Raw genomic sequence first — 25,411 nt, 5'->3', positions numbered from 1 at the left:
AGCGAGCGATCGGCTAAGGTCGTGTACGCGCTCGCACAGAGCACTCACGGAGGTGTGCTTCCCCACATGCCACAGCAAACTGACCAGCCCAAACCCGAGTCAGATCTCGACGGCGCCTACCAGGCGTGGTCGAAGGCCGCCGCGGCCGTTCTGGCGAAATCGCGTCGGGTCGACGTCGACGAGCTCCCGGATACTCCGGAAGCCCTGCTCTCGACCGACACCGCCGACGGGCTGACCATCCGGCCGCTGTACACACGTCGCGACGAGACGACCGAACCAGGCCTGCCGGGCCGGTTCCCGTTCGTCCGTGGCGCCGATCCCGCTCGTGACGTCACCACCGGGTGGCGCGTCACCGAGCGGTTCGGCGACGACGCGACCCAGGCCGAGGACGTCAACGAACTCGTTCTCGAGGCGATGGCCAACGGCACCAGTGGACTCTGGCTGTCCGTCGGCAAGCCCGGTGGCGGTCTCGGTGTCGCCGACCTCGCCACTGTCCTGCGCGGCGTCTACCTCGACCTCGTGCCGGTGACGCTCGACGCCGGTACCGAGGGCATCGCCGCCGCCCGGGAACTGTTGTCGCTCAAGGAGAAGGCGCAGGCCGCCCCGGTCGCCGCACCTCCCACCGCGGCGACCACGCACTCCTTCGGACTCTCGCCGCTGACCGCGGCGTTCTCCGGTCGTGCCACCGTTGACGCCGACGAGGCCACCGCGCTCGCCGCGTCGAACCTCCCCGCCGGGGTCCGGACCTTCCGCGTCGACGGCAGTGACTTCGCGACGGCCGGCGCCGACAACGGCCTCGAACTCGCCCTCGTGGCGGCCGCCGCGGTCGCGCATCTGCGTGACCTGACCGCCGCCGGTCTGTCCGCCGAGGCGGCACTGAACCAGATCACCTTCGGTGTCTCGGCCGACGACGACCAGTTCGCGACGATCGCCAAGTTCCGTGCGCTGCGCAAGATCTGGGCCCGGGTGGCCGAGGTCGTCGGTGCGCCCGACGCCGGTGGTGCACTGACCCACGGCGTGACGGACCTGTCGATGTACTCCCAGCGTGACCCGTGGGTCAACATGCTGCGCAGCACCATCGCCGCATTCGGCGCGGGTGTCGGCGGCGCCGACCAGCTGACCGTTCTGGCGTACGACGCGACGATCCCGGCCGCCAAGCGCACCTCGAGTGCGTCCTTCTCGCGCCGCATCGCCCGCAACACCCAGCTGTTGCTGCTCGAGGAGTCCAACATCGGACGTGTCCTCGACCCGGCCGGCGGTTCGTGGTTCGTCGAGTCGCTGACCGACGACCTCGCCGCCAACGCCTGGGCCGTCTTCACCGAGGTCGAGGCCGCCGGTGGCTACCGCGCAGCTCTCGACAGCGGCTGGATCGCCGAGAAGGTCGAGGCCTCGCTGGCCCGACGCGACGCCGAGGTCGCACACCGACGCATCTCGGTCACCGGCGTCAACGAGTTCCCGAACATCGACGAGCGGGCCCTCTCCGATGCCCAGGGCGTCTCGGTGTCGGGCGTGACCGACGTGGTCACCGGAACCCCGAAGCTGGCCCGTGTCGGCCGTGCCTTCGAGGCGCTGCGCGATCGCTCCGACGTGGTGCTCGCCGAGCAGGGTGCGCGCCCGTCGATCCTGCTCATTCCGCTGGGCAGCGTCGCCGAACACAACGGACGCACCACCTTCGTGGCCAACCTGCTGGGTGCCGGCGGCATCACCGTGGTCAACCCGGGCCCGCTGACCGCCGACAAGATCGGCGACGCGGTGGCCGGCTCGAAGGCCACGATCGCGGTCATCTGCGGTACCAAGGCGCGCTATGCCGAGGAAGGTCCGGCGGCGCTCGCGGCCGCACGTGCGGCCGGTCTCTCCAAGGTCCTGCTCGCCGGCCCGGACAAGGAATGGCCCGAATCCGATGATCGTCCCGACGGTTCGCTGCGTGTCGGTATCGACGCGGTGAGCACCCTCGGGGATCTCCTCGATCAGCTTCTCTCTACTTCGGGAGCGACGGCATGACCCAGACCGAACCCAACCTGTCACAGTCCGATTCGGCCCAGTCGATCCCGAGCTTCGCCGGGGTTGAGCTCACCGGGGGACCGGCCACGACAGTCGCCGGACCCGGTGCGCCGGTCACCGAGGAACTGGCCTCCGCACACGGCTACTCGGTCGACCAGGTCACCTGGAACACGCCCGAGCAGATCGACGTTGTGCCGGTGTACACCCGCACCGATCGCAACGAGATCCTCGACGACGCCGAGCATCCGTACCCGCTCGACTCGGTTCCCGGAGAGGCCCCGTTCATCCGTGGCCCGTACCCGACGATGTACGTGAACCAGCCGTGGACGATCCGGCAGTACGCGGGTTTCTCGACCGCCGCCGAGTCCAATGCCTTCTACCGCCGTAACCTCGCGGCCGGTCAGAAGGGTCTGTCGGTGGCCTTCGACCTCGCGACCCACCGGGGGTACGACTCCGACCACCCGCGCGTCGCCGGAGACGTCGGCATGGCCGGTGTGGCGATCGACTCGATCCTCGACATGCGTCAGCTCTTCGACGGCATCGACCTGGGCAACGTCTCGGTGTCGATGACGATGAACGGTGCGGTGCTGCCGATCCTGGCGCTCTACGTCGTGGCGGCCGAGGAGCAGGGTGTGCCGCCGGAGAAGCTGGCGGGGACCATCCAGAACGACATCCTCAAAGAGTTCATGGTCCGCAACACCTACATCTATCCGCCGAAGCCGTCGATGCGGATCATCTCGAACATCTTCGAGTACACCAGCCAGAAGATGCCGAAGTTCAACTCCATCTCGATCTCCGGCTACCACATCCAGGAAGCCGGTGCGACCGCTGACCTGGAGCTCGCCTACACGCTGGCCGACGGCGTCGAGTACATCCGTGCGGGCCTCGAGGCCGGTCTGGACATCGACAAGTTCGCGCCGCGTCTGTCCTTCTTCTGGGGCATCGGCATGAACTTCTTCATGGAGGTCGCCAAGCTGCGCGCGGCGCGTCTCCTGTGGAGCGAGCTCGTCGCCGAGTTCGATCCGAAGAACGCGAAATCGCTGTCGCTGCGGACACATTCGCAGACGTCGGGCTGGTCGTTGACCGCGCAGGACGTGTTCAACAACGTGGCACGCACCTGTGTGGAGGCGATGGCGGCGACGCAGGGGCACACCCAGTCGCTGCACACCAACGCGCTCGACGAGGCGATCGCCCTGCCGACCGACTTCTCGGCCCGCATCGCGCGTAACACCCAGCTGCTGCTGCAGCAGGAGTCCGGCACGACCCGTCCGATCGATCCGTGGGCCGGTTCGAACTATGTCGAGTCGCTCACCCACCAGCTGGCGCAGAAGGCGCGCAAGCACATTCGCGAGGTCGAAGAGGCCGGCGGCATGACACAGGCCATCAACGAGGGTCTGCCGAAGCTGCGCATCGAGGAGGCCGCGGCCCGCACGCAGGCCCGCATCGACTCGGGGCAGCAGCCGCTGATCGGTGTGAACAAGTACCAGGTGGCCGACGACGAGGAGATCGAGGTCCTCAAGGTCGAGAACTCCAAGGTGCGCGCCGAGCAGCTCGAGAAGCTCAGCGCCCTTCGCGCACAGCGGGATTCCGCCGCGGTCGAGGCGGCACTGGCCGACCTGACCCGCGCCGCGGCGTCGTCGGAGGGTGGCATGGAGAACAACCTGATGGCCCTGGCCATCGAGGCCGCGCGTCATCAGGCGACGGTCGGGGAGATCTCCGAGGCGCTGGAGAAGGTCTACGGTCGTCATCAGGCGGAGATCAAGACGATCAGCGGGGTGTATCGACATGAGGCAGGCGAGGTGAGCAACATCGACGCGGCGATCGAGGCGGTACGCCAGTTCGCCGAGGCCGAGGGCCGCCAGCCGCGCGTGCTGGTCGCCAAGATGGGCCAGGACGGTCACGACCGCGGCCAGAAGGTCATCGCGACCGCCTTCGCCGACCTCGGCTTCGACGTCGACGTGGGCCCGCTGTTCGCCACGCCGGAGGAGGTGGCCGCCCAGGCCGCCGACAACGACGTGCACGTGGTGGGTGTGTCGTCGCTGGCCGCCGGTCACCTCACCCTGGTTCCCGCCCTGCGGGAGGCGCTCAAGGAAGTCGGGCGCGAGGACATCATGATCGTCGTCGGCGGCGTCATCCCGCCGGGTGACTTCGCCGAGCTGTACGAAGCGGGCGCCGCCGCGATCTTCCCGCCCGGATCGGTCATCGCCGACTCGGCCGTGGAGCTCATCGGCAAGCTCGCCGACACCCTCGGCCTGGAACTGCCCGGGGTGGCCGCGAACTGATGGCGGACAGTCCTCGGCGTCGCGTCGACGTCGACGCGCTGGCCGATGCCGTGCTGGCCGATCGCCGCGCCGACCTGGCGCGTGCGATCACCCTGGTGGAGTCCAGGCGCCCCGATCATCGGGCGGCCGCGCAGGAGTTGCTGCTCAAGCTGACCCCGCACGCGGGCAACTCGTTCCGGGTCGGCATCACCGGTGTTCCGGGCGTGGGTAAGTCGACGACCATCGAGGCGCTCGGCATGCACCTGGTCGAGTTGGGGCACAAGGTGGCGGTTCTCGCCGTCGACCCCAGTTCGACGCGCACCCGCGGCTCCATCCTGGGCGACAAGACCCGCATGGGCAGGTTGTCGACGGAGAAGAACGCGTACATCCGTCCGTCACCGACCTCGGGCACGCTCGGGGGTGTGGCGAAGGCCACCCGTGAGTCGATCGTGCTCGTGGAGGCCGCGGGATTCGACGTCGTCCTCGTGGAGACCGTCGGCGTCGGGCAGTCCGAGGTCACCGTGGCCAACATGGTCGACACCTTCACCTTCCTGACGCTGGCCCGCACCGGGGATTCGTTGCAGGGCATCAAGAAGGGTGTCCTGGAACTCGCCGACGTGGTGGTGGTGAACAAGGCCGACGGCAAACACCTCAACGAGGCGAAGGGTGCGGCTCGCGAACTGCGGAACGCCCTGGGACTGATCTACCCGCACGACGCCCTCTGGACACCGCCGGTGCTGACGATGAGCGCGATCGAGAAGACCGGCATCGACGAGTTCTGGGCCACCGTCGTCAAACACAACCAGACCCTCAGGGAGGCAGGCGAATTCACTGCCCGCCGCAACCGGCAGCAGATCGACTGGATGTGGTCGATGGTCCACGACATCGTGCTCAGCCGGCTCGCGGAGTCGCCCGGCGTCCGCGACATCCGCGGCACCGTCGAGGAGGAGCTGCGCGAAGGTGTGCTCACGCCGGCGCTCGCCGCCCAGCGCATCGTCGACGCCTTCGACAATCGCTGAGCGGCGCGCCGACCCGGCTCAACCGATCAGCGGCGCGAGCGTCTCACCCAGCAGGGAAACCCGTCCCGGCACATGGCCGTTGGCGGCTGCATTGACCGTGAAACCGTCGACGCCGGCGGCGAGGATGTCGGCGTAGCGGGCACCGACCTCGTCCGGATCACCGATGATCGTCATCCCGCGACGCGCCTCGGCCGCCGGCGTGCGGCGCACATAGGCCTCGTAGTCGGCGACCGCCTCCTCATGGGTGGGTGCCATGCAGGTGTAGGTCTGCACGGTCACCGTGATCTCCGCCCGGTCGCGTCCGAGGCGCTCGCAGTGTTCGGCGAGGGCCTCGAGCTTGCGGGGTATGTGGGACGGCGGGCACAGCTCGGCGTACTGCGCGACCATTCGCAGCGTCTTGCGTTCACCGCCACCGCCGATCATCACCGGGATCGTCGACAGCGGTGCAGGGACGTTCAGGGCATCGGTGACGCGGTACCGCTTGCCGTCGAGGCTGGGGCGTTCCCCGGCGAGCATGCCGCGGATGATCTGCAGGGCCTCCTCGAGCTTCTCGAACCGGTCGCTGAAGGTACCGAACTCGAAGCCGAGTGAATCATGTTCGAGCTCATACCATCCCGCGCCGATCCCGAGCTGTGCGCGGCCGCCGGACACGACGTCGAGTGCGGTCACGGTCTTCGCCAGCAACGCGGGGTTGCGGTAGGTGTTTCCGGTGACCAGGGACGAGAGTCGCACCCGGGAGGTGTGCTGGGCGAGCGCGGACAGCAGCGTGTAGCACTCGATCATCGGATCGTCGGGTTCACCGAGCATGGGCAACTGATAGAAGTGGTCCATCACGAAGACGGTGTCGAAACCGGAGTCCTCGGCCTCCCGCGCCTGCGCGACGACGGTGGGGAAGAGCCGTTCGGCGGGAACGTCCGGGTAGGTGAAGTTGGCGATCTGATAACCGAGTCGAGTCACCGGTCAACCGTAGGTGCCGATGGGCCGTCGCGCTCGCTTCTCTGACACCTCAGACGGCGGTGGGGGTCTCAGATCCGGACCAGTGCGCGAGCGTAGGTCCCGATCGTCTCGATGAGATCGTCGAACACGGCGTCGAGGTCGGTGGCCGTGGCGATGCGGGCGTTGGGTCCCAGCGGCGACATCCAGCGTTCGTCGGCGACCGTCATCCCGCGCGTCAGGGTTCCGGTGAGCTCGACGCCCACGCGCGCCGGAATGGTGGCCACGAGGTCGGGGTTCAGCGCGACCATCGCCGCGAACGGGTCATGGAGATGGGCGATGTAGCCCTCGTCGTGGTCGTGATGGAACTCGAAGTAGAAGCGCAGGGCATCGGTGAGGTGCCGGATGATCTCGTTGTCGGCAACCGAACGCAGACCCCGTTCGTCGCCGGGGTCCGGGCATTCGAGCGGTGTGCTTCCCGACGCGGCGGCCAGGCGCACCACGTGGTCCGGGGTCATCACGACCTGCTCGGTGAGATCCAGCGCGCACACGATGGGCTCCGGTGCGCCTGCCGTACCGAACGCCGCGAAGACCTCCGCGGCGGCCTCCGGGTCGACGGCGACATTCCACTCCGAGGTCGGCGTCGTGTTGCCGTGGGTGTGGAACGCGCCGCCCATGATCACCAGCCGGCGCATGCGGGAGGGCAGTGCCGGATCTCGGCGGACCGCGGTCGCCAGCGAGGTCAGCGGCCCGGTCACCAGCCCGACGAGTTCGCCGTCGTGAGCTCGCGACGCCTCGATCCAGGCGTCCGCGGCGTCGACGTGGCTCGCCGTGATGGTCGGGGTGGGCAGTTCGGCATGGCCGACGCCCAGTGGACCGTGGGTGTCCTCGGTCGTCATCAGGTCGGCGACGAGGGGAGTGGCCGACCCGACGTGGACGGGAATCTCTGCACGGCCGCAGAGTTCGAGCCAGGACAGGTTGTTCGTCGTGACCACGTCCACGGGGACGTTGCCGGCCGTCGAGGCGATCCCGAGGAGGTCGACATCGGCGCGGGCCAGCAGATAGAGCAGTGCCACCGAATCATCGATACCGGTGTCGCAGTCGAAGAACAGGCGCTGGTTCACGTCACAATTGTGCCCGGTCTGCGGTGACCGCGCCCGCGCCGCCCCGGCGTTCCCTAGTATCCCTGCCGATGCCGGACGGACCGCCGTCGGCGCGACGGCCGCAGAGGAACGCGATGCACCCACAACGACTCTCATCGACAGTTCTCGGCCTGTGTGCCGCGCTCGTCCTGGCCGGCTGCGGCGGTGCCGACGATTCCCGTGATGGTACGGAAGTACCGGTTCCCGCCGAACCCGTCGTCACCCCGGTGGGTGGGGTCGGTGATGTTCGCGCCCACGCCGTTCGCCGGATCGGACGGTTCCGACCATCTCGTCTACGAGGTGTCGCTGACGAACTACCTGCGCACCCCGGTCACGATCACCGGGGTCGAGGTGTTCGACGCCGACACCGAAGGCAGCCCTGCACTGATCGGCCTCGACCAGGCCGGTGTCGCGGGACGGCTCAAGCCCACCGGGGCGCCTTCGGTCCAGCCGAGACCAGGTGCGCCCGACGGGTATTCCGAGGTGCTCGCACCGGGGCAGAACGGCGTGTTGTTCCTCCACCTGCGATTCGCGGGTGGCGCACCGAAGAAGCTGATCCACGAGATCTCGGTCCGCGCCGACGAGGCGCCACCCGAGATGCGCGAGACCACCGAGAGGATCGCGGCGGTCGACGTGAACGACGGCGTGGTACCGGTCCTGGGTCCGCCGCTCGCCGGTGAGCACTACATCGCCGCCGACGCCTGCTGCGACGCGGTCCGGCACACCCGGGCCCTGTTGCCACTCGATGGCACGCCCGTCCTCGCGCAGCGCTACGCCGTCGACTGGGAGCAGGCCGGACCCGACGGGAAGATCTTCGTCGGCGACGCCAGGGATCCGGCCGGCTACCGGATCTTCGGCGACGACGCGCTCGCCGTCGCCGACGGGACGGTCGTCGCCAGCCGCAACGACTTGCCGGAGCAGGTGCCGGGTGAGTACCCGGCGAATCTGCCGATCGCCGATGCCGACGGCAACAACCTCGTCCTCGACATCGGCGACGGCTTCTACGTGAACTACGCCCACATGCAACCCGGCTCGGTGCGATTCAAGCCGGGGGACCGTGTGCGTCGGGGTGAGGTCATCGGCAAGGTGGGCAACAGCGGCAACTCGGTCGCGCCGCACCTGCACGTCCACGTGATGAACGGTCCGTCGTTCCTGGTGTCGCAAGGCGTGCCGAGTGTGACCGATCTCTTCACCATCACCGGCCGGGTGGCCGACACCGCGGCCTTCGACGCCTCGGAGGGGACCGGCGTCCCCCTGGTCCTGGCACCCGATGTGGCCGTCGCCACACAGGAGGACCGGATGATCCTCGATCAGAACATCGTCACGTTCCGCGCAGGCTGACAACGGTTTTCGGGTCCGACGACGCCGGCCTGCGAACGATCACGACTGGACAACGATCTCATCGTCCGTACGGTCGGGGTCATGACCATTCAGAACCTGGCCTTCGAATGGACCGACACGAATCGTGAATGGCTGATCGAGAATCCGATCCGCATCGCGGCCTACATCCTGCTCGCGCTGGTCGTGCGCTACGCCATCCATCGCGTCATCGACCGGGCAACCCGGCCCCGCTCCCGGGACGGCGGGAGAACGCGGGGCGCGTCTCTCATCCGTGGTTTCCGGTCCAAGACGCCGACGACCGAACGCAGCGCCCAGATCGCCGCCCGGCGCGCCCAGCGGGCCGCGACCATCGGCTCGGTGCTGAAGTCCACCGTGTCGATCGTGCTGCTCGTCTGGGTGGTGCTGTCGGTGCTGAGCGTCCTCGGGGTGAACATCGCACCGTTCATCGCCTCGGCCGGCATCGTGGGTCTCGCGATCGGCTTCGGCGCCCAGAACCTGGTCCGCGACTTCGTCTCCGGGGTGTTCATGCTCCTCGAGGACCAGTACGGGGTCGGTGACATCGTCGACCTCGGCGAGGCGATCGGCGAGGTGGAGACCGTGGGTCTGCGCGTCACCACGCTCCGCGACATCGACGGCACCCTCTGGTATGTCCGCAACGGCGAGATCGCCCGCGTCGGCAACATGAGCCAGGAGTTCGCGGTGGCACGCGTCGACGTGCCGGTCGCGCCGGGCGCCGACATCGACAAGGCGCAGCGGGTGGCCGCCGAGGCGGCGCGGCTCGCCGTCGAACAGGACGACACCGACATCCTCGGCGCGATCGAGATGCTCGGCGTGCAGGAGGTCTCCTCCGAGAAGGTCGTCCTGCGCCTGACGGTCAAGACCATGCCGAACGGCCAGTGGGCGGTCCAGCGGCGGCTGCGTCGCGTCATCCTGCAGGCCTTCGTGGAGAACTCGATCGACCTGCCGTACTCGCGCGCCTGGGCGGGGTTCATGGAGCCCGTCGGGAGCTGACCCTGCCGCGTCCGCGCGGTAGCGCCTCCAACGAGAAGAACCCCGGCCGGAGCCGGGGTTCTTCTGTGATCTGTGGTGTCCGAGGGGGGACTTGAACCCCCACGTCCGTTAATAGGACACTAGCACCTCAAGCTAGCGCGTCTGCCATTCCGCCACTCGGACTTGCTCTGCTGCGTTGCTCCGGCGGTGATTTCTCCCCGCCGTCTCTCGGCAGCGGGATAACACTAACCGAGGTTGCCCGTGTATCCCAAATCCCGTAGGAGTGAGGGGTGTCTTTCCAGTCTGCGACCACTGAAGTAGTCGATCTCGTCAGCCGTTTGATCCGGTTCGACACCTCCAACACGGGGGAGCCGGAGACCACGAAAGGCGAGGAAGAGTGTGCCAAGTGGGTGGCGCAGCAACTCGAGGAAGTGGGATACACCACACAGTATGTCGAGTCGGGCCGTCCGGGACGCGGCAACGTCTTCGCGCGCCTCGCGGGACCGCCCGACTCCGACCGCGGCGCCCTCCTGATCCACGCTCATCTCGACGTGGTGCCGGCCGAGCCGGCCGACTGGAGTGTCCACCCGTTCTCCGGCACGGTGAAGGACGGCTACATCTGGGGACGCGGTGCGGTCGACATGAAGGACATGGCCGGGATGGCGCTCGCGCTGGCCCGCCAGTTCAAACGCGACGGCACCGTCCCGCCGCGGGAGATCGTGTTCGCCTTCCTCGCCGACGAGGAGGCCGGCGGGACGTGGGGCGCCCACTGGCTGGTCGAGAACCGGCCGGATCTCTTCGAGGGGATCACCGAGGCGGTGGGTGAGGTCGGCGGTTTCTCGCTGACCGTCGATCGACCCGACGGCACCCAGAAACGCCTGTATCTCGTCGAGACGGCCGAGAAGGGTCTGGGCTGGATGCGTCTCACCGCGGAGGCGCGGGCGGGTCACGGCTCGTTCCTGCACGCCGACAACGCGGTCACCGAGGTGGCCGAAGCCGTGGCGCGGATCGGCCGGCACACCTTCCCGCTCGTCATGACGGAGTCGGTGAGCCAGTTCCTCGCCGAGGTCAGCGCCGAGACCGGACTGGACTTCAGCCCCGACGCGCCCGACCTGGAGACATCGCTGTTCAAGCTCGGCAATCTCGCCCGCATCATCGGCGCCACGCTGCGCGACACCGCCAACCCGACGATGCTGAAAGCCGGCTACAAGGCCAACGTCATCCCGCAGAAGGCCGAAGCCGTCATCGACTGCCGCGTACTGCCGGGGCGTCAGGCGGCCTTCGAGAAGGAGATCGACGAACTCATCGGGCCGAACGTCACCCGGGAATGGATCACGCACCTCGATTCGTACGAGACGACGTTCGACGGCGACCTCGTCGACGCCATGAACAACGCCATTCTCGCTCACGACGAGCAGGGAAAGACGGTGCCCTACATGCTCTCCGGCGGCACCGACGCCAAGGCGTTCGCCAAGTTGGGCATCCGCTGCTTCGGGTTCGCGCCGCTGCAGCTGCCGCCCGAGCTCGACTTCGCGGCGTTGTTCCACGGCGTCGACGAGCGGGTGCCGGTCGACGCGGTTCTGTTCGGCACCAAGGTCTTCGAACACTTCCTGCTCCACAGCTGAGCCCTCACATAGAGTGGTGGGCAGATCGATCCGATGCGCGAAACGTCAGAAAGGTGAACACATGTCGTCCTTCGACCCGTACTCCCCGCTACCGAGTCTGCCGGGTTTCACGCTCACCTCGGAGAGCCTCACCGACGGCTCGCCGCTGGCCAGCGGTCAGGTCAGCGGAATCATGGGCGCGGGTGGAGATGACCTGTCACCGCAGCTGACCTGGTCCGGATTCCCCGCGGAGACGAAGTCTTTCGCGGTCACCGTCTACGACCCCGACGCACCGACCGCGTCGGGGTTCTGGCACTGGGCCGTCGCCGACATCCCCGCGTCCGTCACGAGCCTGCCCGAGGGGGCCGGTGACGACGAGGGATCGGGTCTGCCCGATGGCGCCGTGACGCTCACCAACGACGCCTCGCTGCGCCGCTACATCGGTGCCGCCCCGCCGCCCGGACACGGACCGCATCGCTACTTCGTCGCCGTGCACGCGGTCGACACCGAGTCGCTGAACCTGCCCGAGGGAGCCACCCCGGCCTACCTCGGCTTCAACCTCTTCTCGCACGCGATCGCCCGCGCAGTCCTGGTGGGCACCTACGAACAGCCCGGCGAGAACGTCTGAGACGCAACGACAACCAGGCGTCCTGATCGCTCGTCGAGCGGTCGGGACGCCTTCTTTGCGACGTCGTCGGCGTCGGAGCGTCCGGTCAGGGCTGCGCGGTCGCGGCGCTGCCCACCGCATCGGCGACCGACGCGAAACCGCCCGCCCGCACACGCTCGGCGAGACCGGCGTGCAATTCGTACAGCCACAGCGGTCCGCCGTAGATGAACCCGGTGTAGACCTGCAGCAGATCGGCGCCGGCACAGATGCGTTCCCACGCCTGATCGACGGTCTCGATGCCGCCGACACTCACGATCGCGATGTTCCCGCCTACGCGGTTGTAGAGCCGTTTCAGGACGGACAGCGACCGGTCGGCCACCGGTGCTCCAGACAGACCACCCGCGCCGATCTCGCGCACGTCGGCGTCCGGGGTGCGCAGACCCTCGCGGCCGATGGTGGTGTTGGTGGCGACGATGCCGGCGAGACCGAGCTCGACGGCGAGGTCGGCGACCGCGTCGATGTCGTCGTCGACGAGGTCGGGAGCGATCTTCACCAGGACCGGGACGTGGACCTCGGACTGGACCGCGGCGAGGATCGGCCGCAACGAGTCGACGGCCTGGAGATCGCGTAGCCCGGGAGTGTTGGGAGAACTCACGTTGACGACGACGAAGTCGGCGAGGGGGCCGAGCAGGCTCGCCGAGAGGCGGTAGTCGTCGATGGCCTCGTCGAGCGGGACCACCTTGGTCTTGCCGATGTTCGCGCCGATCGGCACCGACACCGGGCCGCGCCGGACCTCGGTGAGGTGTTCGGCGGCGACGTGCGCCCCCGGATTGTTGAAGCCCATCCGGTTGATGAGGGCCCGGTCGGCGGGTAGCCGGAACAGGCGCGGCTGCGGGTTGCCGGGCTGTCCCCGGCCGGTGATGGTGCCGATCTCGGCGAAGCCGAAACCGATCTGACCCCAGGTGTTGACGGCACCCGCGGTCTTGTCGAATCCGGCCGCCAGCCCGATGGGCGCCGGGAAGTCGACGCCGAACACACGGCTTCGCAGGACCGGGTCGTGGTGGGCGAGCAGCTTGGCCACCGGGACGGAGAGCAGCGAGAACCGGCCCACCGCACGCAGCAGCACGAAGACGATGTGATGAATGCGTTCCGGCGGCAGCAGGAACATCGCCTTGAGCAGCAGGGGATAGCACCACCGGTTGAGTGCGATCAGCACCCTGGTGGCGGTTCGTGCGGTCAGCATGCCTGGGCGCTCCGGGGATCGTGGTCGGTGGAACGGTCCTCGTCGAGTTCGCGGGCGCCGCGCGGCGGTCGCCGGCGCTTGAGCAGGACCTTGCGCGTGCCGTCGGAGTAGAGGCGGACCCGGGACAGCTCCCAGCCGCCGAACTCGGCCTGGAGTGCCAGTCGCATCGACGCGGTCACCCGGGTGACGTCCGGCGGCAACTTCAGCAGGATGCACTCGACGTCCTCGGACGTGACCTCCCAGCCGGTGGGGTAGCGCGACCCCAGGCGGGCGGAGGTCCGCGCGTGCCGGGTGTGGGGTCGTCGATCAGCAGTCACAGGTCACCGGCCCGGCTCGACCGCCGCGACACCGAGAGGAGTGCCGGGCGGGGGTACGACCTGGAGTCGGCCGTCGCGTGCCGACAGGACGTAGACGGTGCCGGCATCGTCGACGGTGAGGGCGTCGGGCTGGACGACAGACGCGAACCGCTGCTTCTCGGTCGGCTCGCCGTCGGCCAGGTCATACGCCACCACCTCGTTGTTCGCGGTTGTCGACACCCAGAGCAGGTTGCGGGTGTCGTCGTAGTCTACGGCGTACGGGCCATCGGCCACCGGATAGCGGAACCGCATGACCAGCGGTGAACCGTAGAAGCCGAGTATCTCGCCGTCGCGGGTATTGGCGACCAGGATGCGTCCGAAACGGTCGACCGTCGAGGTCGTGGCGCCGTTGCCGGCCCGCAACGCGGGCCCGGGTTCGCCGGATTCGGGGTCGATCGGGGTCACCGACGACTGCGCGCGGTCCAGGACGACGATCTGGCCGTCGAGGCCCTCGGCCGCGGCCGGAGCCGCGGTGAGTGAATCCACCCGGACGAACTCGCGCAGATCGTGCCTCATGCGGAGTTGCCCGTTCTCGAAGTCGCCGTCGTAGATCAGCACCCGGCCGTCGGCGGTGCCGACCACGATCTCGCCGGACGCGGCGCGCACGACCGCGGTCGGGGAGTCGGTGTCGAGTCCGGCGGTGCGCGCGGCGCCCTGGGCGTCGACGACGACCAGCGCACCCGGCCCCACCCCGAGATAGCCGCCGTCGGTGTCCGGGGCGAGCGCGGTCAGGCCGGGTACCTCGACCGATGTGGGTGGCGCGGTCATCCTCGCGGCGTCGAAGCGGAGCAGTTGCCTGCCGTCCGGCGAGACGACGGCGACCGTGCGGCCGGACGAGGCGAGCGCTCGGGAACCGGCGGGTACGGGGACGGTGAGTCCGGCAGGTTGGGAGGTCGCGGGCGCCTCGGCCGCGGTCGCCGGGGTGACGGTCGGGACGTCCGGGGTGCCGGAGTCGTCGGACCCGCACGCCGTGATCATCGCCACACCCACGGCGAGCGTCGCAGCTGCGGCGACCGGACGCCGCAACCGTGCGAGACCGCTCGGGGGCTGGTGACGGGGGCGCGGTCGTCGAGACGAGTACATGAACCCATCTTGCGTGACCCGTCGCGTCCGGGTCTCAGGCGGGTCGGCGCGTGTCGCCGAGCGCGGTCGGCGGGCGGGCCTCCGCGTAGCATCGGGCGCCGTGACCGACACCATGACCTGGACCCAGTCGATCGTCCTCGGGACGTTGCAGGGCCTCACCGAGTTCCTGCCGATCTCGTCGTCCGGGCACCTACGTATCGCCTCGGAACTCATGTTCGGCGAGGACGCCGGGGCGTCGTTCACCGCGGTCACCCAGCTCGGTACCGAGGCAGCCGTGCTGCTGTTCTTCGCCCGCGACATCTTCCGCATCATCGGGGCGTGGTTCCGCGGCCTGTTCCACGCGGAGGAGCGCAACCTCGACTACCGCATCGGCTGGTATGTGATCCTCGCGACCATCCCCATCGGGCTCATCGGTTACCTCGCCAAGGACCAGATCCGTACCACCGGCCGCAACCTGTGGCTCGTCGCGATCATGCTGATCGTCTTCGCGGGTGTGTTCTGGCTGGCCGAGCGATACGGGACGAAGCAGCGTCCGCTCGAGAAGCTGACGCTGCGCGACGGGCTGGTCATGGGCGGCGCACAGTGCCTCGCGCTGGTCCCCGGCGTCTCCCGGTCGGGTGCGACGGCGAGCGCCGGGCTGTTCCTCGGGCTCGAACGCGAGGCCGCGTTCCGGTTCTCGTTCCTGCTGGCCATCCCGGCGGTGACCGCGTCGGGCCTGTTCAGCCTGCCGGACGCGTTCAACCCGAGCGGTGAGGGCATGGAGGCGACCGGGCCGCAGCTGCTGGTGGCGACGATCGTCGCGTTCATCGTGGGATATGCGGCCATCGCCTGGCTGCTGAAGTTCGTCAGCGGGCACTCGATGAACTGGTTCGGCGCCTACCGCGTGATCCTGGGCGTCACGCTCATCGTCCTGCTGTCCACCGGCACGATCTCCGCGACCTGACGTCTGAGGCGTCCTCGCCGCGTCCTCGCCGCGTGCGGGCCGCATGCGCGCATGCCTATGGTTGTGGGATGACCGTGATCCTTCTCCGGCACGGCCGTTCGACGGCGAACACCTCGGGTGTGCTCGCGGGTCGTAGCCCCGGAGTCCACCTCGACGACCGGGGCCGCGAACAGGCCGACGCACTCGTGAGCCGTTTGGGCGAGCACCTCGGCGCGATCAGGGCTGTGGTCCGTTCACCGCTCGATCGCTGCGCGGAGACCGTCGCACCGCTGCTCGCCGCCCTCGGCACCAACGGGGAGCGTCCTCCGGAGGTCGTCGTCGACGACCTCGCCGAGGTCGACTACGGCGGCTGGACCGGACGCCCCATCTCCGAGCTGCTCTCCGAGCCGCTCTGGAAGGTCGTGCAGCAGCAGCCGTCGGCCGCGGTCTTCCCTGACGGGGAGGGCCTCGCCGACGTCCAGGCCCGTGCGGTACGTGCCATCCGCGAACTCGACCGCGTCTACGGCGGCTCCGACGGGGCCGGTGTCTGGATCGCCTGCTCGCACGGTGACGTCATCAAGTCGATCATCGCCGACGCGATGGGCAGTCATCTCGACGCGTTCCAGCGCATCGTCGTCGAACCCGCGTCGATCAGCGTCGTCCGTTACTCCTCGTCGAGGCCGTACGTGCACACGGTCAACAACACGCAGAAGCTCTCGGTACCGACACCGCGTCCGGCCACCGGTGACGACCAGCAGGCGTCCGATGACGCCGTCGTGGGCGGGGACACCGGTGCCGCTGCGACGATCCCGGCGACATCGGGATAATGAACACAACAATGAAGGAGGTGTGATGTCCCGAGCGATACACGTGTTCCGCAGCCCGGACCGGTTCGTCGCCGGCACGATCGGACAACCCGGCGACCGCACGTTCTACCTCCAGGCCGTCCACGAGACACGCATCATCAGCGTGATGCTCGAAAAGCAGCAGGTCCAGATCCTCGCGGACCGGATCGGCGCACTGCTCGACGAGATCCACCGCCGCTTCGGCACCCCGATCCCGCCGGCGACCGATCGGGTCGGCGACCTGAGCCCGCTGGTCATGCCCGTCGACGCCGAGTTCCGCGTCGGCACCATGGGGCTGGGCTGGGACGCCGAATCCGAGGCCGTCGTCGTGGAGTTGCTGGCCATCACCGAGGGGGAGTTCGACGAGAGCGTCGTGCTCGACGACACCGACGAGGGACCCGACGCGGTGCGCGTGTTCCTCACCACTGCCGCGGCACGCGAATTCGCGGCACGGTCGTCGAAGGTCATCTCCGCCGGCCGCCAGCCGTGCCCACTCTGCAGCGAGCCGCTCGACCCCGACGGCCACCTGTGCGTGCGCACCAACGGCTACAAGCGTGACGCGCAGTTGAGCAAGTCGATCGACTTCATCGATCCCGAGGTGTTCAACAGCCTTGCCGCGCAAACCGATCCGAGCTTCCTCGTCGACGAGGACGACGACGACGATCCGGACGACCCCGACGACGAAGACCCGGGCACACCCGGACCCTCTTCCCAGGCGTGAGCGAGTCCCGACGGTGAGACAGGGGCGCGGCCGTTGACACCGGAAGCCGCGAGTCCGCACCAGCCGGAGTCCTCGGACCCCGTTCCGGCTGAGGTGTCACCGCTCGAGATCCTCCGCGACGGGGAGCTGACGATCCTCGGGCGGATCCCGTCGGCCAGCAACGCCACCCTGGTGTGCGACGCCGTGCTCGAGGAACAGTCGATGCGCTGCGTGTACAAGCCGATCCGTGGCGAGGTCCCGCTGTGGGACTTCCCCGACGGCACCCTGGCCGGACGCGAGGTCGCGTCGTATCTGATCTCGGAGGCCCTCGGGTGGGGTGCGATCCCGACGACGATCCACCGTGACGGACCAGTCGGTCCGGGCATGGTGCAGCGCTGGATCGAGACGCCGGACAACTCCGAGCACCCGCCCGTCGAGGCGCAGCCGCGGATCGATCTGGTCGATCTGTGCCCGGTCGACCGGGTGCCGACCGGATTCTTCGCCGTCCTGCAGGCCTACGACCCGTATGGCGAACCCGTCGTGCTCGTCCACGCCGACGACCCGCGTCTCCAGCGACTCGCAGTGCTCGACGTCGTGCTGAACAACGCCGACCGCAAGGGCGGCCACGTGCTCGAGGGCCTCGACGGCGGTGTCTACGGCATCGATCACGGCATCTGCCTGCACACCGAGGACAAGCTCCGGACCGTTCTGTGGGGCTGGGCGGGGGAGAAGGTGCCCGGACATCTGGTCGCCGACGTGGCCGAGCTCGCCGAGCACCTGGAGACCGACGCCTCGGCCTTGCGCCGCGATCTGCTGCGCCACATCACCGCTGACGAGGTCGACGCGCTCACGGTGCGGGCGATCGTTCTCGCCGAGAGCGAGACCATGCCGCTGCCGCCGGGCCATCGGCCCATTCCGTGGCCCCCGTTCTGATCGACACCGGCGGGATCGACGATCCCATCGGCTCCGGGTGATCACGATCGCAGCGGACGGGCCGTGAACACGTCGCGGTCCGTGGGCAATACAGTGGACGCCATGCAGTCGTGGCCCGATGTGGAACTTCCGGCGGTACCCGGCGAAGGACCAGCCCTCCGCCTCTATGACACCGCCGACCGTGCTGTCCGTCCGGTGAGCCCGGGACCGACCGCCACCATGTACGTCTGCGGGATCACCCCGTACGACGCGACCCACCTCGGCCATGCCGCGACGTACGTGACCTTCGATCAGGTGAACCGCGTCCTGCGGGACCAGGGTCATGACGTCCACTACGTGCAGAACGTGACCGACGTCGACGACCCGCTGTTCGAACGTGCCGACCGTGACGGCGTCGACTGGCGTGACCTCGGTGCGCGCGAGACCCAGCTCTTCCGCGATGACATGACCGCCCTCCGGGTGCTGCCGCCGCGCGACTACATCGGTGCCGTCGAGTCGATCGGCGAGGTCATCGAGGTGGTCGAGAAACTACTCGCCTCGGGTGCCGCCTACACCGTCGACGACGCGGAGTATCCCGACGTCTACTTCCGGACCGACGCCACCGAACAGTTCGGATACGAGTCCGGCTACGACCGCGAGACGATGGCGCGGTTCTTCGCCGAGCGTGGCGGCGACCCCGACCGGGCGGGCAAGCGTGACCCGCTCGACGCCCTGTTGTGGCGCGCCAAGCGTCCCGGCGAGCCGTCCTGGGACTCGCCGTTCGGTCCCGGACGCCCGGGCTGGCACATCGAGTGCTCGGCGATCGCTCTGAACCGGCTCGGGATCGAGTTCGACATCCAAGGCGGCGGCAATGACCTGATCTTCCCGCACCACGAGTTCTCGGCCGCCCACGGTGAGGCGCTGACCGATTCGCGACGGTTCGCGCGCCACTACGTGCACACCGGCATGGTCGGTCTCGACGGCGAGAAGATGTCGAAGAGCCGCGGCAACCTGGTGTTCGTGTCGGTGCTTCGCCGCGAGGACGTCGACCCGGCCGCGATCCGGCTCGCACTGCTCGCCGACCACTACCGCGGCGACCGCATGTGGACCCAGTCGATCCTCGACACCGCCGTCGAACGTCTCGACCGGTGGCGGACGGCATTCGCCGCACCCGCCGGACCCGATGCGTCCGATGTGATCGCACGCGTCCGCCAGCACCTCGCCGACGACCTCGACACCCCGAAAGCGCTTGCCGCAGTGGACGCCTGGTGCGCCGACGTGAGGGCCGGCATCGGGTCGTCGGCGGAGTCGCCCGCGGCACTCGCCGCGGCGGTCGACGCCCTGCTCGGCATCCCGGCGACCCGGCAGGACTGATCGGGCCGCGTGCGGCGCCGGAGGTGGGGCCGGACGTCGTTTGGGCTGCACGGGCCGAACAGTGCGCGATGGCTCTGGGTACAGTGCTCTCGTGGCGCGTGTGCAAGAGATCAGACCCGACACCGACTCCGGGGTGTTCACCGTGGTCACCCGGACATCCACCTACCTGCTGGACTTCGAGGAGATGACGCTCCTGCGCGCTCCCGGCGTCGGCGGCACCGACAGCGAGGACTGGACCGTCAGTCGGCTGCGCCGTGACTCGGAGGACATCCCGCTGCTCGGGGTGAAGTCCTGCCGGCTCGGCGAATCGGCTCAGTTCTGGGTGCGAGCGGCCGACGATCCCGACGTCCGTACGTGGCGCATCACCACGCCGGTCGTCTCCATCGAGAGGATCGGCTGAGCGCTGCCCGCTCGGTCGTCACCGGTGAATCCGCCCGGGCAGGGCGTTGATCGAGTCGACGAACAACGCCGGACGCTGGCGATGGATGTCGTGCCCGGCCGGGATGTGGTCGACGAGTAGGCAATCCCGCATCAGGACGTGGGCCCGGCGTGCGTCGTCGTCGGTCATCGCACCCAGCAGGACACCGTCCTGTTCGTGCACGGTGGCGTGCAGCAGGGTCACCGGCACGCGGACTCTCGCGAGGGTCTCGGCCTGGTCGAATCCCTCGAACCACGTGCCGTCGTAGAACATCTCGCCGTAGCAGAGGTCGTAGTCGCCGGTGCCGTCCTGCAGGCATGCCGTGAGGTCGAGGGCGCGGTTCATCGTGGGCGGCAGCCACCAGAGTCGTGGGATGCGGCGCGGATCGCGGTCGAGCCGGCGTTCGACCGGATCGCGGACCAGTCGCGTCCAGCCCTTGTCGCCGAACAGCGCACGCAGGTGGCTGTGGCGCACCCAGTGGCGCGTCCAGGTCATCTCGGCTTCCCGCGGTGCGGTCAGGAAGTCGTGCATGGGCCGGAAGCCGTCCCGCCACGCGAACGTGGCGGGGGCGCGGTCGGGTTCGGTCGCGAAGAACGGCGCGTCCTCGATGAGGACGGCGCGGACGAGGGCGGGGCAGTCGGCTGCAAGACGTGCGGCGAGCAGCCCGCCCGACGAATGCCCGGCAACCACTGCGGACGAGCCGATCACCGTGTCGACGAACCAGCCGAGTGCGGCGGTCTGTCGGAGCGCCGGATACCACGCCGGATCCTTGGCGGAGCCGCCGTGGCCGAAACAGTCCACGGCGAAGACATGCCAGTCCTCCGACAGTGCGCCGAGCACGGCCGCGTAGTCGCTCCACGAGACCTGCTGTCCGGGGATCAGGAGCAGCGGCTCGCCGCCCGGTGGGCCCTCGCCGTAGCTGATCACCGCGCCGCCGGGCATGGTGACCGACCGTGGGATCACACCGCTGGATGCGAGGAGGGCCGACTCTCGCCGGTCGTAGGTGAGATTTCGGGTGACGTACCCGGCGACGGCCGCCGCCGTGACACCCAGACCGACCGCGCCCGCGACACCGGCACGACGCGCCGCTGCCGTTCGGTGGGTGTTCACCCGCCGAACGGCCCCTGTCCGCGTCGCTTGAGATAGCGCTCGAACTCGGCGGCGAGCGCGTCGCCGTCGATCTTCGCCATCACCTCGTCGGGATCCATCTCGGCGTCGCCGCGTTCCTCGAGCCCCCGGACGTAGTCGGCGATCTCCTCGTCGTCCTCGGTCATCTCGGTGACCGCCCGTTCCCATTCCTCGGCCTGCTCGGGCAGCGTGCCGAGCGGGACCTCGATGTCGAGGACCTCCTCGACACGCGTGAGGAGCGCCACGGTGGCCTTCGGGTTGGGCGGGGTCGACACGTAGTGCGGCACCGCGGCCCAGAAGGACACGGCGGGCAGGCCCGCCTGCACGAAGAGGTCTTGAAGCACGCCGGTGATGCCGGTGGGGCCCTCGTATCGGCTCTCGGTGAGGTTGTACCGGGCCGCCGACTCGCTGCTGTAGGCAGTTCCGGTGACGGGCACCGGGCGGGTGTGCGGGGTGTCGGCGAGCAGCGCGCCCAGCATGACGGTGGTCTCGACCTCGAGCTCCTGGGCGAGTTCGACGATCTCGGCGCAGAACGCACGCCACCGCATGTTCGGTTCGATGCCGCGGACCAGCACGATGTCGCGGTCGGCACCGCGCGGGCTGCAGTACGAGATCGACGTCGTGGGCCATTCGATGCGCCGCGTCACACCGTCGATCTGCTTGACAGTGGGACGGTTGACCTGGAAGTCGTAGTATTCGTCAGAGTCGATGTCGACGAGCGGACGAGCATCCCACTCAAGGGCGAGATGCTCGACGGCACTGCTGGCGGCGTCCCCGGCGTCGTTCCAGCCCTCGAAGGCTGCGAGCAGAATGGGTCTGCGCAGCTGGGGAAGGTTCGACATCTGCTCAGCGTTCACCGAACCAGCCTACGACCGAACACGCAGAGAGGGCGAACTACGCTGTCAACCATGTCCTTCGAATATCCCGGTGATCGCGGCCACAAACCGCGCGACTTCGACACGACCTTCCTGTCGGCGATGTCGCGGCGGGTGCTGATCGGCGACGGGGCGATGGGCACGATGCTCCAGGCCGCGGATCTCACCCTCGACGACTTCCGCAATCTCGAAGGTTGCAACGAGATCCTCAACGACACGCGGCCCGACATCCTCGAAGGAATCCATCGCGCCTACTTCGAGGCCGGCGCCGACGCCGTCGAGACCAACACCTTCGGTTGCAACCTCTCGAACCTCGGTGACTACGACATCGCCGACCGCATCCGCGAGCTGGCCTACAAGGGCACCGCGATCGCGCGTGGGGTGGCCGACGAGATGGGGCCGTCCGCCGACGGCACCGGACGGTACGTGCTCGGCTCGATGGGTCCCGGGACCAAGTTGCCGAGCCTCGGGCACACGACGTTCGCGGTGATCCGCGACGCCTACCAGGAATGTGTCATCGGCATGCTCGAGGGCGGCGCCGACGCGGTGCTCATCGAGACCTCTCAAGACCTGCTGCAGGTGAAGGCCGCCGTGATCGCGGCCCAGCGGGCCATGGATCAGGTGGGTCGCCGGATCCCGATCATCAGCCACGTCACGGTCGAGACCACCGGCACGATGCTGCTCGGTTCGGAGATCGGTGCCGCGCTGGCGGCCATCGAGCCGCTCGGCGTCGACCTCATCGGCCTGAACTGTGCCACCGGTCCGGCCGAGATGAGCGAGCACCTGCGCTACCTGTCGAAGCATGCGCGCATCCCGGTGTCGGTGATGCCGAACGCCGGTCTGCCCGTACTCGGCGCCAACGGTGCCGAGTACCCGCTGACACCGGAGGAGCTGGCCGAGTCGATGGCCCAGTTCGTCGGCGAGTTCGGTCTGTCCTTCGTCGGCGGCTGCTGCGGTACGACGCCGGAGCACATCCGCCAGGTCGCCGCGGCCGTGGCGCAGGTCACCCCCGCGACCCGCACCCCGGAGCACGAGTCGGAGACGTCGTCGCTGTACACCGCGGTGCCCTTCGACCAGGACGCAAGCTTCCTGGTCATCGGCGAGCGCACGAACACGAACGGCTCCAAGGCATTCCGCGAGGCGATGATCGCCGAGGACTACCAGAAGTGCCTCGACATCGCCAAGGACCAGACGCGCGACGGTGCGCACATGCTGGACCTCAACGTCGACTACGTGGGTCGTGACGGTGCTGCGGACATGACTGCACTGGCGAGCCGCTTCGCGACATCGTCGACGTTGCCGATCATGCTCGACTCGACCGAGCCGGAGGTCATCCGCGCCGGACTCGAGGCCCTCGGTGGCCGTTGCGCGGTGAACTCGGTGAACTACGAGGACGGCGACGGACCGGACTCGCGCTTCAACAAGATCATGCGGCTCGTCGTCGAGCACGGTGCGGCCGTCGTCGCGCTGACCATCGACGAGGAGGGTCAGGCACGTACCGCGGACTGGAAGGTCCGTGTCGCCGAGCGTCTCATCGACGACATCACCGGCAACTGGGGCCTGGCCGAAGAAGACATCATCATCGACGCCCTGACCTTCCCGATCTCCACGGGTCAGGAAGAGGTCCGACGCGACGGCATCGAGACCATCGAGGCCATCCGCCGGCTGCACGAGTCGCACCCGGATGTGCACTTCACGCTGGGCATCTCGAACATCTCGTTCGGTCTGAACCCGGCCGCTCGGCAGGTGCTGAACTCGGTGTTCCTGCACGAGTGCGTGCAGGCCGGCCTCGACACCGCCATCGTGCACGCGTCGAAGATCCTGCCGATGGCGCGTATCCCGGAGGAGCATCGTCAGATCGCGCTGGATCTGGTCTACGACCGCCGACGCGAGGGCTATGACCCGTTGCAGAAGCTGATGGAGCTCTTCGAGGGTGTGTCGGCCGCATCGGCTCGGGAGTCGCGTGCCCAGGAGCTCGCGAAGCTGCCGCTGTTCGAGCGGCTGGAACGGCGCATCGTCGACGGTGAGCGCAACGGGCTGACCGACGATCTCGACGAGGCGATGACCCAGGTCCCGCCGCTGTCGATCATCAACGACACGCTGCTGTCGGGCATGAAGACCGTCGGCGAACTGTTCGGCTCGGGCCAGATGCAGCTGCCGTTCGTGCTGCAGTCCGCCGAGGTCATGAAAGCCGCTGTGGCACACCTCGAACCGCACATGGAGTCGACGGGTGAGGACGGCAAGGGCCGCATCGTGCTGGCGACCGTCAAGGGCGACGTGCACGACATCGGCAAGAACCTGGTCGACATCATCCTGTCCAACAACGGATACGAGGTCGTCAACATCGGCATCAAACAGCCGATCGCGACGATCCTCGAGGTCGCCTCCGACAAGAAGGTCGACGTCATCGGCATGTCGGGTCTGCTCGTGAAGTCGACCGTGGTCATGAAGGAGAACCTCGAGGAGATCAACACCCGGGGTCTCGCCGACGAGTACCCGGTGCTGCTCGGGGGTGCGGCGCTGACGCGTTCGTACGTCGAGAACGACCTGTCGGATGTCTACGAGGGTGACGTGCACTATGCGCGTGACGCGTTCGAGGGTCTGCGACTGATGGACGACATCATGGCCCGCAAGCGCGGCGGGGGCCCGGACCCGGACAGCGACGAGGCGAAGGCCGAGGCGGCCAAGACCGCCGAGCGCAAAGCCCGCCACGAACGGTCCAAGCGCATCGCCGCGAAGCGCAAGGCGGCCGAGGTGCCGGTCGAGGTGCCGGCACGTTCGGATGTGGCTTCCGACAACGAGATCCCCACCCCGCCGTTCTGGGGTTCGCGCATCGTCAAGGGGGTGCCGATCGCCGACTATCTGCAGTTGCTCGACGAGCGCGCGCTGTTCCTCGGCCAGTGGGGTCTGCGCGGTGCCCGCGGTGGCGACGGCCCGTCGTATGAGGAGCTCGTCGAGACCGAGGGACGTCCGCGTCTGCGCTACTGGATCGACCGGCTCTCGACCGAGAACATCCTGCAGCACGCAGCGGTTGTGTACGGCTACTATCCGGCGGTCAGCGAGGGCGACACGGTGCACGTGCTCACCGAGCCGGACCCCGACGCGCCGGTGCGGTTCAGCTTCTCGTTCCCGCGCCAGCAGCGGTCGAGGTTCCTGTGCATCGCCGACTTCATCCAGTCACGCGAGGCCGCGAAGGCCGCGGGCCGGGTCGACGTCATGCCGTTCCAGCTCGTCACGATGGGGCAGCCGATCGCGGACTTCGCGAACAAGCTGTTCGCCGAGGACGCCTACCGCGACTACCTCGAGGTGCACGGCATCGGTGTGCAGCTGACCGAGGCGTTGGCCGAGTACTGGCATCAGCGTGTGCGCAGCGAGCTGAAGTTCGGTGACCGGTCGATGGACAGCGAGGATCCCGAGCACGCTCAGGGCTTCTTCGACCTCGAATACCGCGGTGCGCGTTTCTCCTTCGGTTACGGCGCCTGCCCGGATCTCGAGGACCGTGCGAAGATGATCGAGCTGCTCGAGCCCGAGCGGATCGGCGTTCAGCTGTCGGAGGAGCTGCAGCTCCATCCGGAGCAGTCCACCGACGCGTTCGTGCTGCATCATCCGGAAGCCAAGTACTTCAATACCTGAGTCTTCAACACCTGACGGGACGGT

At 68.5% G+C, this 25,411-nt stretch carries 21 protein-coding genes and 1 tRNA gene; 14 read left to right on the top strand and 8 right to left on the bottom strand.

Annotation, left to right across the window (positions count from 1 at the left end; genetic code table 11):
• The first annotated feature begins 66 nt into the window (after nucleotides 1-66).
• Genes BPODLACK_RS08310 through meaB form a run of 3 tightly spaced genes read left to right on the top strand, consistent with a single transcriptional unit; the run spans nucleotide 67 to nucleotide 5,281 of the window.
• Nucleotides 67-2,001, top strand: coding sequence for a methylmalonyl-CoA mutase family protein (locus BPODLACK_RS08310; RefSeq protein WP_024498093.1), 1,935 nt, complete (start codon nucleotides 67-69; stop codon nucleotides 1,999-2,001).
• The gene (gene scpA, locus BPODLACK_RS08305) at nucleotides 1,998-4,283 is read left to right on the top strand and encodes a methylmalonyl-CoA mutase (protein WP_159405064.1); all 2,286 of its coding nucleotides are present in this window, start codon (nucleotides 1,998-2,000) and stop codon (nucleotides 4,281-4,283) included. Before BPODLACK_RS08310 ends, scpA begins: the two co-directional genes overlap by 4 nt.
• Nucleotides 4,283-5,281, top strand: coding sequence for a methylmalonyl Co-A mutase-associated GTPase MeaB (gene meaB, locus BPODLACK_RS08300; protein WP_024498091.1), 999 nt, complete (start codon nucleotides 4,283-4,285; stop codon nucleotides 5,279-5,281). Before scpA ends, meaB begins: the two co-directional genes overlap by 1 nt.
• Nucleotides 5,282-5,299: 18 nt before the next feature.
• Here the strand turns inward: meaB and BPODLACK_RS08295 are convergent, their stop codons facing one another.
• Together BPODLACK_RS08295 and BPODLACK_RS08290 are read right to left on the bottom strand one after the other, a co-directional pair.
• Nucleotides 5,300-6,238: an LLM class F420-dependent oxidoreductase gene (locus BPODLACK_RS08295; protein ID WP_024498090.1), complete on the bottom strand. Its 939-nt coding sequence runs from the start codon at nucleotides 6,236-6,238 to the stop codon at nucleotides 5,300-5,302.
• A gap of 68 nt (nucleotides 6,239-6,306) precedes the next feature.
• Nucleotides 6,307-7,338: a nucleoside hydrolase gene (locus BPODLACK_RS08290; RefSeq protein ID WP_024498089.1), complete on the bottom strand. Its 1,032-nt coding sequence runs from the start codon at nucleotides 7,336-7,338 to the stop codon at nucleotides 6,307-6,309.
• 201 nt (nucleotides 7,339-7,539) lie between these two features.
• On the opposite strand from BPODLACK_RS08290, the gene BPODLACK_RS08285 reads away from it, so the two are divergent.
• Entirely contained in the window at nucleotides 7,540-8,697 is a 1,158-nt protein-coding gene (locus BPODLACK_RS08285) for a M23 family metallopeptidase (protein ID WP_236577635.1), read from the top strand.
• Nucleotides 8,698-8,778: 81 nt separating this feature from the next.
• Nucleotides 8,779-9,708: a mechanosensitive ion channel family protein gene (locus BPODLACK_RS08280; protein ID WP_024498088.1), complete on the top strand. Its 930-nt coding sequence runs from the start codon at nucleotides 8,779-8,781 to the stop codon at nucleotides 9,706-9,708.
• 73 nt (nucleotides 9,709-9,781) lie between these two features.
• Here the strand turns inward: BPODLACK_RS08280 and BPODLACK_RS08275 are convergent.
• Nucleotides 9,782-9,870 (bottom strand) — tRNA-Leu (locus tag BPODLACK_RS08275).
• Between the two features lie 107 nt (nucleotides 9,871-9,977).
• On the opposite strand from BPODLACK_RS08275, the gene BPODLACK_RS08270 reads away from it, so the two are divergent.
• Nucleotides 9,978-11,312 (top strand): M20/M25/M40 family metallo-hydrolase, encoded by a 1,335-nt coding sequence (locus BPODLACK_RS08270; protein ID WP_024498087.1) that lies wholly within the window; start codon nucleotides 9,978-9,980, stop codon nucleotides 11,310-11,312.
• Nucleotides 11,313-11,373: 61 nt separating this feature from the next.
• On the top strand, nucleotides 11,374-11,919 hold the full coding sequence (locus tag BPODLACK_RS08265; protein ID WP_024498086.1) for a YbhB/YbcL family Raf kinase inhibitor-like protein: 546 nt from the start codon (nucleotides 11,374-11,376) through the stop codon (nucleotides 11,917-11,919).
• Between the two features lie 85 nt (nucleotides 11,920-12,004).
• Here the strand turns inward: BPODLACK_RS08265 and BPODLACK_RS08260 are convergent, their stop codons facing one another.
• The 3 genes from BPODLACK_RS08260 to BPODLACK_RS08250 are packed head-to-tail and all read right to left on the bottom strand — an operon-like array spanning nucleotide 12,005 to nucleotide 14,523.
• Nucleotides 12,005-13,141: a quinone-dependent dihydroorotate dehydrogenase gene (locus BPODLACK_RS08260; RefSeq protein WP_024498085.1), complete on the bottom strand. Its 1,137-nt coding sequence runs from the start codon at nucleotides 13,139-13,141 to the stop codon at nucleotides 12,005-12,007.
• Entirely contained in the window at nucleotides 13,135-13,458 is a 324-nt protein-coding gene (locus tag BPODLACK_RS08255) for a DUF5703 family protein (RefSeq protein WP_006437976.1), read from the bottom strand. Before BPODLACK_RS08255 ends, BPODLACK_RS08260 begins: the two co-directional genes overlap by 7 nt.
• A gap of 3 nt (nucleotides 13,459-13,461) precedes the next feature.
• Nucleotides 13,462-14,523 (bottom strand): hypothetical protein, encoded by a 1,062-nt coding sequence (locus tag BPODLACK_RS08250; RefSeq protein WP_024498084.1) that lies wholly within the window; start codon nucleotides 14,521-14,523, stop codon nucleotides 13,462-13,464.
• Nucleotides 14,524-14,680: 157 nt separating this feature from the next.
• On the opposite strand from BPODLACK_RS08250, the gene BPODLACK_RS08245 reads away from it, so the two are divergent.
• The 6 genes from BPODLACK_RS08245 (at nucleotide 14,681) to BPODLACK_RS08220 (ending at nucleotide 19,733) form a co-directional block, all read left to right on the top strand.
• Entirely contained in the window at nucleotides 14,681-15,523 is an 843-nt protein-coding gene (locus BPODLACK_RS08245) for an undecaprenyl-diphosphate phosphatase (RefSeq protein ID WP_024498083.1), read from the top strand.
• Nucleotides 15,524-15,591: 68 nt separating this feature from the next.
• A complete protein-coding gene (locus tag BPODLACK_RS08240; RefSeq protein WP_024498082.1) occupies nucleotides 15,592-16,329 on the top strand; it encodes an MSMEG_4193 family putative phosphomutase in 738 nt (245 codons plus the stop codon).
• A gap of 25 nt (nucleotides 16,330-16,354) precedes the next feature.
• Nucleotides 16,355-17,068 carry a DUF3090 domain-containing protein gene (locus BPODLACK_RS08235; RefSeq protein WP_024498081.1) on the top strand — a complete coding sequence of 238 codons (714 nt, stop codon included), beginning with the start codon at nucleotides 16,355-16,357 and terminating at the stop codon, nucleotides 17,066-17,068.
• 33 nt (nucleotides 17,069-17,101) lie between these two features.
• Nucleotides 17,102-17,980, top strand: a complete 879-nt coding sequence (locus tag BPODLACK_RS08230; protein ID WP_024498080.1) for an SCO1664 family protein — start codon at nucleotides 17,102-17,104, stop codon at nucleotides 17,978-17,980.
• Nucleotides 17,981-18,082: 102 nt separating this feature from the next.
• Nucleotides 18,083-19,333 (top strand): cysteine--1-D-myo-inosityl 2-amino-2-deoxy-alpha-D-glucopyranoside ligase, encoded by a 1,251-nt coding sequence (gene mshC, locus BPODLACK_RS08225; RefSeq protein ID WP_024498079.1) that lies wholly within the window; start codon nucleotides 18,083-18,085, stop codon nucleotides 19,331-19,333.
• Between the two features lie 91 nt (nucleotides 19,334-19,424).
• Nucleotides 19,425-19,733 (top strand): hypothetical protein, encoded by a 309-nt coding sequence (locus BPODLACK_RS08220; protein ID WP_006437969.1) that lies wholly within the window; start codon nucleotides 19,425-19,427, stop codon nucleotides 19,731-19,733.
• An 18-nt stretch (nucleotides 19,734-19,751) separates the two neighbouring features.
• On the opposite strand, the gene BPODLACK_RS08215 is transcribed toward BPODLACK_RS08220, so the two are convergent.
• Nucleotides 19,752-20,861: an alpha/beta fold hydrolase gene (locus tag BPODLACK_RS08215; RefSeq protein WP_024498078.1), complete on the bottom strand. Its 1,110-nt coding sequence runs from the start codon at nucleotides 20,859-20,861 to the stop codon at nucleotides 19,752-19,754.
• Complete coding sequence (locus BPODLACK_RS08210; RefSeq protein WP_024498077.1) at nucleotides 20,858-21,736, bottom strand: PAC2 family protein; 879 nt, start codon at nucleotides 21,734-21,736, stop codon at nucleotides 20,858-20,860. Before BPODLACK_RS08210 ends, BPODLACK_RS08215 begins: the two co-directional genes overlap by 4 nt.
• Before the next feature lie 51 nt (nucleotides 21,737-21,787).
• Here BPODLACK_RS08210 and metH point away from each other — a divergent pair, with 51 nt between their 5' ends.
• A complete protein-coding gene (metH, locus tag BPODLACK_RS08205; RefSeq protein WP_024498076.1) occupies nucleotides 21,788-25,387 on the top strand; it encodes a methionine synthase in 3,600 nt (1,199 codons plus the stop codon).
• The last annotated feature ends 24 nt before the right edge of the window (nucleotides 25,388-25,411 follow it).

This window comes from Gordonia sp. YY1 (assembly GCF_009872315.1).
Taxonomy (GTDB): Bacteria; Actinomycetota; Actinomycetes; order Mycobacteriales; family Mycobacteriaceae; genus Gordonia; species Gordonia amicalis.
This window is presented reverse-complemented; position numbering and strand designations above follow the sequence as displayed.

Coding starts and splice junctions, on each gene's coding strand:
- BPODLACK_RS08310 (WP_024498093.1), top strand. CDS start 67: ATGCCACAGCAAACTGACCAGCCCAAACCCGAGTCAGATCTCGACGGC.
- scpA (WP_159405064.1), top strand. CDS start 1,998: ATGACCCAGACCGAACCCAACCTGTCACAGTCCGATTCGGCCCAGTCG.
- meaB (WP_024498091.1), top strand. CDS start 4,283: ATGGCGGACAGTCCTCGGCGTCGCGTCGACGTCGACGCGCTGGCCGAT.
- BPODLACK_RS08285 (WP_236577635.1), top strand. CDS start 7,540: ATGGTACGGAAGTACCGGTTCCCGCCGAACCCGTCGTCACCCCGGTGG.
- BPODLACK_RS08280 (WP_024498088.1), top strand. CDS start 8,779: ATGACCATTCAGAACCTGGCCTTCGAATGGACCGACACGAATCGTGAA.
- BPODLACK_RS08265 (WP_024498086.1), top strand. CDS start 11,374: ATGTCGTCCTTCGACCCGTACTCCCCGCTACCGAGTCTGCCGGGTTTC.
- BPODLACK_RS08260 (WP_024498085.1), bottom strand. CDS start 13,141: ATGCTGACCGCACGAACCGCCACCAGGGTGCTGATCGCACTCAACCGG.
- BPODLACK_RS08240 (WP_024498082.1), top strand. CDS start 15,592: ATGACCGTGATCCTTCTCCGGCACGGCCGTTCGACGGCGAACACCTCG.
- BPODLACK_RS08235 (WP_024498081.1), top strand. CDS start 16,355: ATGTCCCGAGCGATACACGTGTTCCGCAGCCCGGACCGGTTCGTCGCC.
- mshC (WP_024498079.1), top strand. CDS start 18,083: ATGCAGTCGTGGCCCGATGTGGAACTTCCGGCGGTACCCGGCGAAGGA.
- metH (WP_024498076.1), top strand. CDS start 21,788: ATGTCCTTCGAATATCCCGGTGATCGCGGCCACAAACCGCGCGACTTC.